Annotated in this window: 16 protein-coding genes and 1 pseudogene; 5 read left to right on the top strand and 12 right to left on the bottom strand. The window is 71.3% G+C overall.

The window, feature by feature from the left end:
- Both F9B16_RS50815 and F9B16_RS11955 read left to right on the top strand, forming a co-directional pair.
- Positions 1-880, top strand: a pseudogene (locus F9B16_RS50815) (hypothetical protein); the annotation flags it as partial.
- Between the two features lie 149 nt (positions 881-1,029).
- Positions 1,030-1,437 (top strand): nitroreductase family deazaflavin-dependent oxidoreductase, encoded by a 408-nt coding sequence (locus F9B16_RS11955; RefSeq protein WP_151540090.1) that lies wholly within the window; start codon positions 1,030-1,032, stop codon positions 1,435-1,437.
- 11 nt (positions 1,438-1,448) lie between these two features.
- Here the strand turns inward: F9B16_RS11955 and F9B16_RS11950 are convergent, their stop codons facing one another.
- The 5 genes from F9B16_RS11950 to F9B16_RS11930 all read right to left on the bottom strand — a co-directional run bounded on the left by F9B16_RS11950 (position 1,449) and on the right by F9B16_RS11930 (position 3,770).
- Complete coding sequence (locus F9B16_RS11950) at positions 1,449-1,982, bottom strand: DUF488 domain-containing protein (protein ID WP_225991566.1); 534 nt, start codon at positions 1,980-1,982, stop codon at positions 1,449-1,451.
- A 72-nt stretch (positions 1,983-2,054) separates the two neighbouring features.
- Complete coding sequence (locus F9B16_RS11945) at positions 2,055-2,576, bottom strand: GNAT family N-acetyltransferase (protein WP_151540089.1); 522 nt, start codon at positions 2,574-2,576, stop codon at positions 2,055-2,057.
- 10 nt (positions 2,577-2,586) lie between these two features.
- A complete protein-coding gene (locus tag F9B16_RS11940) occupies positions 2,587-2,763 on the bottom strand; it encodes a DUF397 domain-containing protein (protein WP_151540088.1) in 177 nt (58 codons plus the stop codon).
- Positions 2,764-2,775: 12 nt separating this feature from the next.
- Complete coding sequence (locus F9B16_RS11935) at positions 2,776-2,964, bottom strand: DUF397 domain-containing protein (RefSeq protein WP_192808739.1); 189 nt, start codon at positions 2,962-2,964, stop codon at positions 2,776-2,778.
- Complete coding sequence (locus tag F9B16_RS11930; protein WP_151540086.1) at positions 2,961-3,770, bottom strand: helix-turn-helix domain-containing protein; 810 nt, start codon at positions 3,768-3,770, stop codon at positions 2,961-2,963. The genes F9B16_RS11935 and F9B16_RS11930 overlap by 4 nt, the downstream gene beginning before the upstream one ends.
- A gap of 182 nt (positions 3,771-3,952) precedes the next feature.
- On the opposite strand from F9B16_RS11930, the gene F9B16_RS11925 reads away from it, so the two are divergent.
- Complete coding sequence (locus tag F9B16_RS11925) at positions 3,953-4,330, top strand: ATP-binding protein (RefSeq protein WP_192808738.1); 378 nt, start codon at positions 3,953-3,955, stop codon at positions 4,328-4,330.
- Positions 4,331-4,428: 98 nt separating this feature from the next.
- A complete protein-coding gene (locus tag F9B16_RS11920; RefSeq protein ID WP_151540084.1) occupies positions 4,429-4,671 on the top strand; it encodes a hypothetical protein in 243 nt (80 codons plus the stop codon).
- Positions 4,672-4,679: 8 nt separating this feature from the next.
- Here the strand turns inward: F9B16_RS11920 and F9B16_RS11915 are convergent, their stop codons facing one another.
- From F9B16_RS11915 to F9B16_RS11905, 3 genes are all read right to left on the bottom strand, one after another.
- Positions 4,680-5,573 (bottom strand): hypothetical protein, encoded by an 894-nt coding sequence (locus F9B16_RS11915; RefSeq protein WP_151540083.1) that lies wholly within the window; start codon positions 5,571-5,573, stop codon positions 4,680-4,682.
- Positions 5,570-6,088 (bottom strand): RNA polymerase sigma factor, encoded by a 519-nt coding sequence (locus F9B16_RS11910; protein ID WP_151540082.1) that lies wholly within the window; start codon positions 6,086-6,088, stop codon positions 5,570-5,572. The genes F9B16_RS11915 and F9B16_RS11910 overlap by 4 nt, the downstream gene beginning before the upstream one ends.
- Before the next feature lie 68 nt (positions 6,089-6,156).
- A complete protein-coding gene (locus tag F9B16_RS11905) occupies positions 6,157-6,993 on the bottom strand; it encodes an alpha/beta fold hydrolase (RefSeq protein WP_151540081.1) in 837 nt (278 codons plus the stop codon).
- A 52-nt stretch (positions 6,994-7,045) separates the two neighbouring features.
- Here F9B16_RS11905 and F9B16_RS11900 point away from each other — a divergent pair, with 52 nt between their 5' ends.
- A complete protein-coding gene (locus F9B16_RS11900; RefSeq protein ID WP_192808737.1) occupies positions 7,046-7,480 on the top strand; it encodes a MarR family winged helix-turn-helix transcriptional regulator in 435 nt (144 codons plus the stop codon).
- A 52-nt stretch (positions 7,481-7,532) separates the two neighbouring features.
- On the opposite strand, the gene F9B16_RS11895 is transcribed toward F9B16_RS11900, so the two are convergent.
- From F9B16_RS11895 to F9B16_RS11880, 4 genes are read right to left on the bottom strand one after another with little or no spacing between them, the layout of a single operon-like run.
- Positions 7,533-8,321: an SDR family NAD(P)-dependent oxidoreductase gene (locus F9B16_RS11895; protein ID WP_151540079.1), complete on the bottom strand. Its 789-nt coding sequence runs from the start codon at positions 8,319-8,321 to the stop codon at positions 7,533-7,535.
- Positions 8,318-9,118: an SDR family NAD(P)-dependent oxidoreductase gene (locus F9B16_RS11890; RefSeq protein WP_151540078.1), complete on the bottom strand. Its 801-nt coding sequence runs from the start codon at positions 9,116-9,118 to the stop codon at positions 8,318-8,320. Before F9B16_RS11890 ends, F9B16_RS11895 begins: the two co-directional genes overlap by 4 nt.
- Positions 9,111-9,353: a ferredoxin gene (locus tag F9B16_RS11885; protein ID WP_151540077.1), complete on the bottom strand. Its 243-nt coding sequence runs from the start codon at positions 9,351-9,353 to the stop codon at positions 9,111-9,113. The genes F9B16_RS11890 and F9B16_RS11885 overlap by 8 nt, the downstream gene beginning before the upstream one ends.
- Positions 9,350-10,510 (bottom strand): Rieske 2Fe-2S domain-containing protein, encoded by a 1,161-nt coding sequence (locus F9B16_RS11880; protein ID WP_151540076.1) that lies wholly within the window; start codon positions 10,508-10,510, stop codon positions 9,350-9,352. Before F9B16_RS11880 ends, F9B16_RS11885 begins: the two co-directional genes overlap by 4 nt.
- Positions 10,511-10,532: the final 22 nt, after the last annotated feature.

Genomic DNA, 10,532 nt, shown 5'->3' with positions numbered 1-10,532 from the left:
CGACGCCCGCACCCGCGAGGCCGAGGCCCGCGCCGAGGCCGCCCGCGAGGAGGCCGCCGCCGCGCTGGAGGAACTGCGGAAGGGCATGGCCGCCGCGAAGGCCAGCGTCGCCGCCGCGCAGGAGAGCGAGGCCGGCGCCTGGAAGGAGGCCGGCGCCGCCCAGCAGGCCCGCGCCACCGCCGCCAACGAGGCCGCGCAGGCCGACGGGCTCCGCAAGCACGCCGAGGCCGCCTGGCGGACCGAGCACCAGGCCCGCACCGACGCCGAGAACGAGCGCGACGCCCTCGCCGGCCGCCTCGCCGGCGAGCAGACCGCCCTCGCCACCGCGCACGCCGAGCTGAAGGAGGCCCGCGCCGAGCTCGACGAGGCCCGCTCCCGGCTCGACGCCGCCGCCGAGACCGAGCGGCGGCTGCGCGAGGAGCTGACCGCCGCGCAGGCCGAGGCCGCCCGGCTCACCGCCGAGCGAGAGTCCGCGACGGCCCGCGCCGACGAGCAGGCCGCGCGCGCCGACCGCGCCGAGAAGCTCGCCGACGAGACCGCCGCCCGCGCCGAGGGCGCCGACGCCCGCATCGAGCGGGCCGAGCAGCGCGCCGAGATCGCCGCCGAGCGCGCCGACCGGGACGCCGCCACCGTCCGCTCGCTGCAGGACACCCTGCGCGCGGCCCTCGACCTCCCGGCCGTCGAGGAGATCGGTGAGGACCGGGGCGTCCGCGTCGGCGAGACCGGCGCGGTCATCGCCAAGCCCGGCGGGCTGATCGGCGTCGAGCAGGTCCCGGACGTCCTCGACAGCGAGCTCGCCGCCCGGTTCGCCCGCGCCGTGCTGGCCGTCCGCGTCCACCAGGCCACCCAGCGGGCCGTCCAGGACACGTCCGCCGACTGATCCTCAGGCCGAACACTGAAGCGGGGAAAACTTCCCCGCTTAGGGTTGTTTGCCCGAGCGGTCCCGTGGCACGCTTAAGTGGAGATTGATTCCCCGCTTGGGTGTGGCGGGAGGACGCCTTCCGTCACCGTGGCACCGAAGGAGTCGCCATGGCCTCCGCCGAACTCCCGCCGAAGCTGGCACGGATGAGCCGCGGCCCGCTCCGCCTGCTCGGCTGGGGCGTCCCGATGGGCCCGCTGGTCCTGCTGCGCACCCGCGGCCGGCGCAGCGGCCTGCCCCGCACCGCGCCGGTCGCCCTGCTGAAATTCGAAGGCCGTCAGTGGCTCGTCTCGCCGTTCGGTGAAACCCAATGGGTCCGCAACGCGCGCGCGGACGGGCGAGTGGGGCTCGGGCGCGGGCGGCGGCTCCGTCCGGTGCGCCTCACCGAGATCGACGACGACCGCACGCCCCGCGTCCTGCGCGCCTACCGGCACAAGTTCCGGATCGTCCCGTTCGTCCGCGACGCCTTCGCCGCCGGCGGCCACCACCCGGTCTTCCTCGTCGAACCCGAGGCCTGACCAGCCGCGCACTACACGCCGTCATAGACGAGGAGGCCGTCGGGGCGCAGGCGGGCGCCCGACGTTGGCGGGTGCTCGGTGAGACGGCCGTCGTGCGCCAGATGCAGCACCGGATGGCCGCGCGCGAGGACGGCGAAGTCGGCGATGAGCCGCCGATGGCAGCGCCACCACACCGACTCGCTGCACATCACCGCCGTCCGCTCCCGATCGGCCTCCGGCAGCAGCTCGTCCATCGCGGTCACGAACTCGGGGTCGCGGGTGTAACCGGCATAGCCGCGGAACGAATCGTTGCGCCAGAACGTGTCGGGCGAGTCGAGCGCGGCCTTGCGGAAGCCGCCGAGCCGCTTCTCCCACCGGTAGCCGATCCCCACTTCGGGCAGCCACTCGCGCAACGCGTCCCGCTGCACGTCGGGATTGCGGCGGCTGCCGGGCGCCGTCCGCACGTCCACCACGTCCCGGACCCCGGCATCCCGAAGCAGCGGCACGAGCTCCTCCCGCCCCGCCGTCCCATGCCCGAACGTCAGCAACGGCTCCGTGTCGTCCACACCTCCAGCATTCCCAGCCAGACCGTGCGGCCGTCCTCGTCGCACAGCTGCGGGCCTCCGAGCGCGCGCGTCTCAGGGGCGGGGGTCGGTGCGGAGGATGGAGTAGCGGATGCCGTCGCGCCAGGCGCCGTCACGGAACACGGCGGCACGGATGACGCCCTCACGCGTGAGGCCCAGCTTCTCGAGGACGCGCTGCTCGGCGATGTTCTCGGCCTCGGTGTCCGCCTCCAGGCGGTGGACCTGCGAGTAATCGAACAGATAGCGGATGAGCTGCCGCTGGGCCTCCGTTCCGACGCCCTTCCCGCGGGCGTCGGGATGCAGACCGATCCCGAAACTGTAGTAGTGGGTGACGCGGCTGGCGACGACCTTGCTCCAGGCGACGAACCCGAGCCGGGCGTCGCCGTTCGCCACCAGCATCATGCTTCTGTCGTCGCTGAGCAGGCCGTCCTCCGGCCAACGGCGCTCCCAGCGATAGGGATCGCCATAGCCGTGCCAGCCGAACTCCCCGGCGATCTCGGGATCCGTGACGAAGCCCCGCAGGAACGGCAGGTCGTCCTCACGGAACGGCCGCAGCACCAGCCCATCAAGGTCCATGAAACGGACCCTAACCGCGCTTGAGCCGACCCACCAACGCGGCAAACGCCGACCGGGAGAGCCGAAGATGCCCACCCCCAGAATCCCTGCTGTCGCGGATGCCGATCGCTTCTGGAAGGCGTGCGACCTCGATGCATTCGCCCGTGCCACCTTGCCCGCTGTAGCTGCTCTTCCGCCAGGTCGTCATGGCAGCGCCTCGTCAGGTGGTCGGTCGGTAGCTCTTCAGGCGGTCGAGGAGGGCGGCGAAGGCGTGGTGAGGGAGTTCGAGGTGTTCCGCTTCGGGATTCTTGCTGTCCCGGACGGCGATGGTTTCGCTGAGGCGCGCGACTTCCACACACTCCTCTGTGCCGCCGGCTCCGCTGTAGCTGGCCTTTCGCCAGGTCATCATGTGCGCATCCTTGATATCCACTCGCGAGACTGAACTTCGCTACAGGCTTGGGCTGCGATCTTTTCGAAGCGTACAGCCACGCGGGCCGCCTCTACTTGATCCTCTATGACTCGGCCGACGTTAAGGCTTGTCCCTGCGAAAGCCACTCTGAGACCGCGAGGAAGCTCGAAGCAGCTGAACCCGCCGTCCACTCCGATGTAGGGAAGAGCCTTCTCGGGGATCACCCGTATCGAGACGTGGCGAAGCAGGCTGAGCTTGAGCAACAGATCGCGTTGCTCTTCCATGACCGCCGCCTCTGCCATCGGGCGGAGGGCGACCTCGTCCAAGACCGCCCAGATCGCCGGATCGTCGGCGAGCATCGCTTCCTGATGCTCCATGCGCTTCGCGACAGCGCGTTCGACGTCATCGACCAGTCGGGCGTCGTGCCCTGCAGTGAGGAGCGATCTGGCGTAGCCCTCGGTCTGGAAGGGCATCGGTATGACGTTGTTGTAGTAGATGCGGAGGACGGACGCGTTGCGCTGGTAGCGGCGGAGCTTTTCGGACCAGTTGGGGTCTACGCCCAGTTTGGCGTAGCGCAGGAGGATCGTGAGGATGCCGCCTGTGTCCCATAGTTGGTCCAGGATGTCGGCCTCGCGTTCGTCGATTTGGCGGGTGCCGCCCTCGTACTTGGAAACTTGGCTCTTCGTGCAGCCGATGATCTTTCCGACCTCGTCCTGCGTCATGTCGTGCTTCAGGCGCAGGAAGCGCAGGTAGTAGGCGATGAGGGCGTAGAGCGACACGTCCGGGTCGGGGGACTGCCTGACCATGATCGACCGCCTTCCGGGGGGAGCGGTAGTTGCCAACCTCTCGGGCAATGGTGACAACGTAGCCGGACGCTCCCATTCTTGTCCTGGAAAACGTGGGAAGGAAGGGGGAGGTCATGGGGATTAAAGCCGCTAATTCGGGCGAACTGGATGTGGTGTGCCTGGCGGCGGCCACGGTGCCGGGAATGGTGCGTGCGCTGATCGAGTTCCGGCTCGCCGAATGGGGGCTTCGGGCGTTGGCGGGGGACGTTCATCTCATCGCCGGGGAACTGGTCGCAAATGCGATACAAAGCACGCCGGATCGGGAGATCCGGGTCAGGTTCGTGCGGGAGGGGCGGGTCGTGCGGCTGATGGTGTGGGACGCCTCGGACGCGATGCCGGTCGCCAAGCCGGTCGTGGAGATGACGCTGGACGACATCGTCCCCGACGCGTGTGCGCTGGATGCGGGGCACGACGACGGGACGGGCGGGTGGGGCCTCCCGATCGTCCAGGCGCTGGCGAGCCGGTGCGGGGTGGAGCGGACGCGGCCCGGCAAGTGGGTCTGGGCGGAGGTCGCCTTCTGATGGCCGGAGGGATCCCGCTGAGGCGGCGGGGACGCGAAATCGCCGTCCGGTATCTGGACCACTTGTCCGTCGCGGTGCGGATGGACGGATGGCGTTGCGTGAAGTTCTACCGCGACGACCGCTTCCCTTTTTCAGAGCCGTTGTTGTGGATTTATGCGAGTGGCGTCGCCGAGGACGTGGGCGTCGTTGTCGGCGCGCGCGCTGTGCGTGGTTATGGGTGGGCCTACTGCGAGGTGCGGCGAGGACGAACTCGCTTCCTGTTCCCGTGCGGGGACGTCAATGCGGCGTCTGAGCGGGTCGGTCGCCTGCTCAGACACCGCATGTTCCCGGCGACGTGGTGAAGCGCGCGTCAGTTGTTCGGGTCGGGGGCCGGGTCGCCCGGTTCCGGGGTGACGAGGAGCCCGACCGAGTCCGAGCTGCGCATCCAGGCGCCGGTGATCCGGCGGTCGCCGGCGGGACGCCAGTTCGCGGGCGCGTTCCAGCTGCTGCCCGAGCCGTCCGGCTTGAACGCGCCGAGGCTGAACGCCCAGGTCAGGCCGCGGCGGTCTAGGTCCACGAGGGCCTGGCCGACGGTGCGGCCGGTGAGGCGCAGGCTCTTCGGGCGGTCGCCGGGCTCCGGGGTGGCGTCCTGGTAGAGCTCGCCGGGCCGGGCCCTGCGGCCGAGGACGACGTCGGCGCCCTCCAGGTGGAACATCGCGCCGCCGAGCTTGACGCGGAGCGGGCAGGTGCCCTGGTCGGCCGGGCATTTCAGGTCGGTGTCGGACGTGCCGGTCACACCGCCCGGTGGCAGGTCGCCGCTCGGGGCGTGCAGCGAGCCGACGCGGATGATCCGGCGTTCCTCGCCAGGGGAGACCGGCACGATCCGCAGCCGGACGTCCAGCCCGAACCTCGCGAACGCCTCGCGGAACTCGCGCTGGTCGGCGTAGGCGTCCTTGACCTCGACCTCGTACTCGTCGTCGCCGGTCACGTCGATCCGCACGGCGGCGTTGGCGTAGCTGCGCAGCGGGCCGGCGTCGCGGGCCGGAAGGATGATGAGCGCCGCGGCGGCGGCGACGGCCACGGCGGCGGCGACCGCGAAACGCAGGCGCAGGCGTGGGCGGAAGCGGAGGCGCGGGGCCGGGGTCGGGGGCGTTTCCGTGGTGATGGCGGTCAGGAGGGCGCGGGCCGTCTCGTCGGACGTGGTGATGTCGCCGTCGCGGACGGGGTTCAGGGACGCCACGAGGTCGTCGACCGGGTACGTCATGCCAGTTCGCTCCTCAGAACGGGCCTGCCCGGCCCCGGTTGGTCGACTCCGGCGGCGCGCAGCGCGCGCGCGAAGCGTTTGCGGGCCCGGTGGAGGCGGATGCTCACGGCGTTGCGGGAGCAGCCGAGCACCGCGGCGATCTCGGGGACGGACAGTCCCTCCCACGCGACGAGGGTGAGGAGTTCGCGGTCGCGGTCGGGGAGGGCGCGGAACACCTCGGTCACGGGGGAGTCGTCGTGGACGGGCGCGGTGAGCTCGGCGCGCAGCGCCGCCGTCTTGTCGGCATGGCGTCGCAGGCCGCGCCGGTGGTTGGCGAGGACGCGGCGCGCCACCCCGTACAGCCACAGCCGCGCCTCGTCGCCGGCGGGGACGTCGGCGGCGCGCCGCCAGGCGATCACGAAGGTCTCGGCGACGACGTCGGCGGCGTCCTCGGGGGTGTCGCAGCGCCGCAGCGCGTAGCCGAGCAGCGCCCGGTAGGTCGTGGCGTAGACGGCCGCGAACTCCTCTTTATCCATGGGCGGGGATCCTCCGCATGTGGCCTCCTCGGCGGTCACCTGCACATGTCATGGGATCCCCGGATCTTTCACCCGGCGAAGGACGAGATCCGCGACCAGACGCGCGCGGGCTGCTCCTCCTGGGCGAAGTGGCCGGCGTCCTCGATGGTGGCGGTGGTGAGGTCGCGGACGCCGGCGTCGCGGAAGCCGCGCGCGTAGGCGTCGATGTCGCCGCCCTCGCCGTCGCCGCGCAGGTAGAGGAGCGGCGTGGAGACGGGGCCGGTGGCGGCGGTGTTGTCCTGCGCGTCCTGGGCGAACGCGCGGTACAGGTCGAAGCCGGCGGTGAGCGCGGTGCCGCCGTACGCGGCGGCGTGGGCGTCCCGCGACTCCGGCGTGAGCCGTGACGGGTCGACGGAGAGCACGTCGTAGAAGTAGTCGAAGTACTCGCGCTCGCGCCCCCGGACGAGGGTCTCCGGCAGCGACGGGACGGCGTGCAGGCCGAAGTGCCAGATGTAGGGGTTGCGCAGGACGTCGTCCCACGGGGGCACGCCAGGGATCACGGTGTTCATGATGACGACGCGGGCGGCGTCGTGCCGGCGGAGGCAGGCGTAGGCGACCATGCCTCCGGCGTCGTGGCCGACGAGGGTGAGGTCGGCCAGGCCGAGGTGTTCCACAAGGCTGTGGACGATCGCGGCGAGCGCGGCCTTCGACCCGCCGGTGGCGGGCCCGGTGGACTCGCCGATGCCGGGGAGGTCGATGGCGATCAGCCGGGCGCCGGGCGGCGCGGCCTCCATGACGCCCGTCCATGTCCGCCACGACTCGGGCCAGCCGTGCAGGAACAGGAACGGCCGCCCGGCCGGGGCGCCGGACTCGGCGACGTGCAGGTAGTGGCCGTCGACCGGGACGCGCGCATGACGAATCGACATGAACCATGTCTATCAAAGCACATGATGCATGTCTAATAGCTACGATGGGGACGTGAACGCGTACGAGCGGGGGACGGGCTTCCTCCTGGCCCGGCTGGGCTCGCTGACCGCGCGGTCGTGGACGGCGTTCCTCGCCGCCCACGACCTGACGCAGGGCCAGTACGCGGTGCTGGTGACGCTCGGGGAGCACGGCCCGCAGGGGCAGCGGCGCCTCGCCGGGCTCGTCGCCGTGGACGCGCGCAACATCGTCGCGGTGCTCGACGCGCTCGCCGGGCGCGGCCTGGTGGAGCGGCGCCCGGACGAGGCGGACAGGCGCCGCCGCACCGTCGCGCTCACCGAGCGGGGCAAGGCGCTGGTCACGGTGGTCGCCGACGCGGCGGCCGAGGAGCAGGACGGGTTCCTGCGCGCGCTCGACCAGGCCGAGCGCGCCCAGTTGAACCTGCTGCTCAGGCGGCTCTACGCGTCACACGTCGACGGCCCGGCATGACGGCGGCCGACCCCGCTGAACGAGGCGACAGCGGTCGCCCCGGTGAATGCGGTCAGGAAGGCTTCGGGAGCATGCGCTTCATGGCTTCGTGGGCGCCCGCGACCAGCGCGTCGCGGGGGAAGCCGGCGCGCTTCTGGGCGGCCTTGTAATTGCCGCCCGCGACCCAGACCGGCCCGTCGGACAGGTGCTCCAGGCCCTCGCGGGCGATGTCGTCGGGCTCGGCGACGTTCAGGCCCGGGATGTCCATGTTCAGGCCGGCACGTTCCATCGCCGGGGTGCGGGTGACGCCGAGGACGAGCTCCAGCACGTCCACGCCGTGCTCGCGCAGCTCCAGCCACAGCCCCTCGGCGAACACGCGGCCGAACGCCTTCACCGCGGCGTAGATGCTGATCTGCGGCTGCCCCATGTAGCCGGCGAGCGAGCCGACCAGCAGGATCCCGCCGCGGCCGCGCTCCTTCATCAGCGCGCCGAAGTGCTGCGTGAGCGCGAGCTGCGCGGTGATGTTCAGGTCGATGACGCCCTGGAAGCGGTCCAGGTCGCCGGACACGAACTCGTGGCCGTAGCTGTTGGCGCCCGCGTTGAAGATCAGGAGCCCGACGTCCAGGCCGTCGGTGACCTCGCGGATCCGCTTCAGCGGGTCGGGCGCGACGAGGTCGAGCTCCAGGGTGCGGACCTCCACGCCCTTCGCGCGGACCTCCTCGGCGGTGCGCTCCAGCGGCCCGGGCTTGCGGGCGATCAGCACGAGGTTCAGCCCCGCGTCGGCCAGCCGGTGGGCGAAGGCGGAGCCGACGCCCTCGGAGCCGCCGGCGATGACGGCCCACGGGCCATAGCGGTCGATCATTGTTCTCCGTCCAGGTCCGGGGTCCAGGCGACGCCGTTGATGTGCGAGCCGCCGTCCACGAACAGGGTGTTTCCGGTCAGGTAGCGGGCGCCTTCGGAGGCCAGGAACACCGCGACCGGCGCGATGTCGGTCTCGGGGTCCCCGAGGCGGCCCATGGGGTTGGCGGCGTCGGCGGCGGCCTCGATCTCGGGATGCTCGGCCGCCATCCGGCGGAACGCGGCGCTCTTCGCGCCCGGGCAGACGGCGTTGACGACGACGCCCGTCGGCGCCCACTCGCGGGCGGCGGTGCGGGTCAGCGTGCGCAGCGCCTCCTTCGCCGAGTTGTACTCCAGGGTGCCCATGTGCGCGTTGACACCGTTCAGCGAGCACATGTTGATGACGCGGCCCCAGCCCCGCCGCTTCATGTGCGGGAACGCGGCGCGCATCGCCCAGAACGGGCCGTAGTAGCCCATCGCGAAGCCGCGGGCGAGCTGCTCGTCGGTCTTGGTCTCGACGCGGCTGACGGTCCCGGCGCCCCAGGCGTTGTTGACCAGGACGTCGACGCCGCCCCACAGGTCGGCGCAGAACGCGACCATCGCCTCGACCTGCGCGCGGTCGGTGACGTCGGTCGGGACGAACCGGGCGTCCGCCCCGAACTCCTCGGCCAGCTCCCGCGCGACCCGCTCGCCCGCGTCCACGTTCAGTTCGGCGACGAGGACGCGGGCGCCCTCCGCGGCGAACCGGCGCGCGATGCCGCGCCCGATGCCGTCGCCGGCGCCCGTCACGATCGCGGACCGGCCGGCCAGCGCGTCACTCATCGATCACCGTGATCGACCCGGTCAGCGCGGCCTCCTGGATCGCCGAGCGCAGCGCCGGGCACGTCTCGAACGGGTCCGCGGCGAGCTCCGGGCAGGCGGCGCGGGCCTCGGCCGTCCACTGGATGCTCGTCTGCTCCCAGCTCGACTTGCGCACCAGCACCTGCGCGGCGCACCGGCGGCAGCGGACGGGCAGCAGCGGCCCGTCCACCAGCCGCTCGTCCTGGCGGACCGTCACGCCGACGCCCCTTCGGCGGCCCGGCGCGCGAGGTTCTCCTCGACCTCCTTCTCCCACGACTCGACCGGCCGCGTCGTGTCGATCTCGAACTCGAACCGGTCGGTCATCTCCGGCTGCACGTCGGCGACGTCCACGTAGAACTGCTGGTACCAGCGGCGCAGCTGGTAGACCGGGCCGTCCTCCTCGCACAGCAGCGGGTTGTCGATGCGGGCCTTGCGCTTCCAGATCGCGACGTCCTGCTCGAACCCGGTGAGGATGAACGTCGACAGCTTCTCCGCGGTGGCCTCGGCGACCTCCGGCGGCAGCTTGTCGCTGTGCTGGACGATGATCCCCGAGTGCAGCGAGAACGAGTTCTCGTCGATCGGGTAGTGGCAGTTGATCAGCACCGAGTTCAGGTCGTAGCCCTCGTAGTGGTACGTCAGCTCGTCGATCATGAAGGACGGGCCGTGGTACGACGCGACGGAGCTGTTGCCGAGCATCCGCGGCCCGCCGCTCCCGCTGCTCTCGCGGCGCGCGTCCGGCCGGCTCTTGCCCTTCATGATCTGCGTCGCGACGGTGCCCTCGAAGATGTTCTTGAAGTACGTCGGGAACGAGTTGTGGATGTAGAAGAAGTGCGCCATGTCGACGACGTTGTCGATGATCTCGCGGCAGTTGGTGTGGACGACCTGCTCCGTCCAGCGCCAGTCCGTCCAGTCGTCGCGGGTGGCGCCCTCGATCAGCGGGATCGTCACGTCGTCCGGCGGCTGCTTGCCCTCCGGGTCGTTCCAGACGAACAGCAGCTGGTTCTTCTCCATTGTCGGCCACGCCGCCGTGCGCGCGCGCAGCGGAACGCGACGCGCGTACGGGATCTTCTTGCAGCGCCCGTCGCCGCCCCAGCGCCAGTCGTGGAACGGGCAGGCGATCTCGTTGCCCTTCACCGTGCCGTCCGACAGGTCGCCGCCCATGTGCCGGCAGTAGCCGTCCAGGACGTTGGTCTTGCCGTCCTCACCGGTGAAGACCACGAGCTTCTGCCCGAACGCGTTCACCGTGTGGGGCTTGCCGTCCTTGTACTTCTCGGCCAGCCCGAGGCAGTGCCATCCCCGGGCGAAACGGGAGGAGATGGCCTCCGCCTCGATCTTGCGGACGGCGTCCGGCTCGGTTGCTGTCACGTGGATCATCCCTTCAGCGATGGACGGGTGA

The sequence above is a fragment of the Actinomadura montaniterrae genome (assembly GCF_008923365.1).
GTDB classification, from domain to species: Bacteria; Actinomycetota; Actinomycetes; order Streptosporangiales; family Streptosporangiaceae; genus Spirillospora; species Spirillospora montaniterrae.
This window is presented reverse-complemented; position numbering and strand designations above follow the sequence as displayed.

What these genes read in the sequence shown, in the direction of transcription:
- F9B16_RS11955 (WP_151540090.1), top strand. Translation starts at nt 1,030, where the DNA reads ATGGCCTCCGCCGAACTCCCGCCGAAGCTGGCACGGATGAGCCGCGGC.
- F9B16_RS11945 (WP_151540089.1), bottom strand. Translation starts at nt 2,576, where the DNA reads ATGGACCTTGATGGGCTGGTGCTGCGGCCGTTCCGTGAGGACGACCTG.
- F9B16_RS11940 (WP_151540088.1), bottom strand. Translation starts at nt 2,763, where the DNA reads ATGACGACCTGGCGGAAGAGCAGCTACAGCGGGCAAGGTGGCACGGGC.
- F9B16_RS11935 (WP_192808739.1), bottom strand. Translation starts at nt 2,964, where the DNA reads ATGATGACCTGGCGAAAGGCCAGCTACAGCGGAGCCGGCGGCACAGAG.
- F9B16_RS11930 (WP_151540086.1), bottom strand. Translation starts at nt 3,770, where the DNA reads ATGGTCAGGCAGTCCCCCGACCCGGACGTGTCGCTCTACGCCCTCATC.
- F9B16_RS11925 (WP_192808738.1), top strand. Translation starts at nt 3,953, where the DNA reads ATGGTGCGTGCGCTGATCGAGTTCCGGCTCGCCGAATGGGGGCTTCGG.
- F9B16_RS11915 (WP_151540083.1), bottom strand. Translation starts at nt 5,573, where the DNA reads ATGACGTACCCGGTCGACGACCTCGTGGCGTCCCTGAACCCCGTCCGC.
- F9B16_RS11910 (WP_151540082.1), bottom strand. Translation starts at nt 6,088, where the DNA reads ATGGATAAAGAGGAGTTCGCGGCCGTCTACGCCACGACCTACCGGGCG.
- F9B16_RS11905 (WP_151540081.1), bottom strand. Translation starts at nt 6,993, where the DNA reads ATGTCGATTCGTCATGCGCGCGTCCCGGTCGACGGCCACTACCTGCAC.
- F9B16_RS11895 (WP_151540079.1), bottom strand. Translation starts at nt 8,321, where the DNA reads ATGATCGACCGCTATGGCCCGTGGGCCGTCATCGCCGGCGGCTCCGAG.
- F9B16_RS11890 (WP_151540078.1), bottom strand. Translation starts at nt 9,118, where the DNA reads ATGAGTGACGCGCTGGCCGGCCGGTCCGCGATCGTGACGGGCGCCGGC.
- F9B16_RS11880 (WP_151540076.1), bottom strand. Translation starts at nt 10,510, where the DNA reads ATGATCCACGTGACAGCAACCGAGCCGGACGCCGTCCGCAAGATCGAG.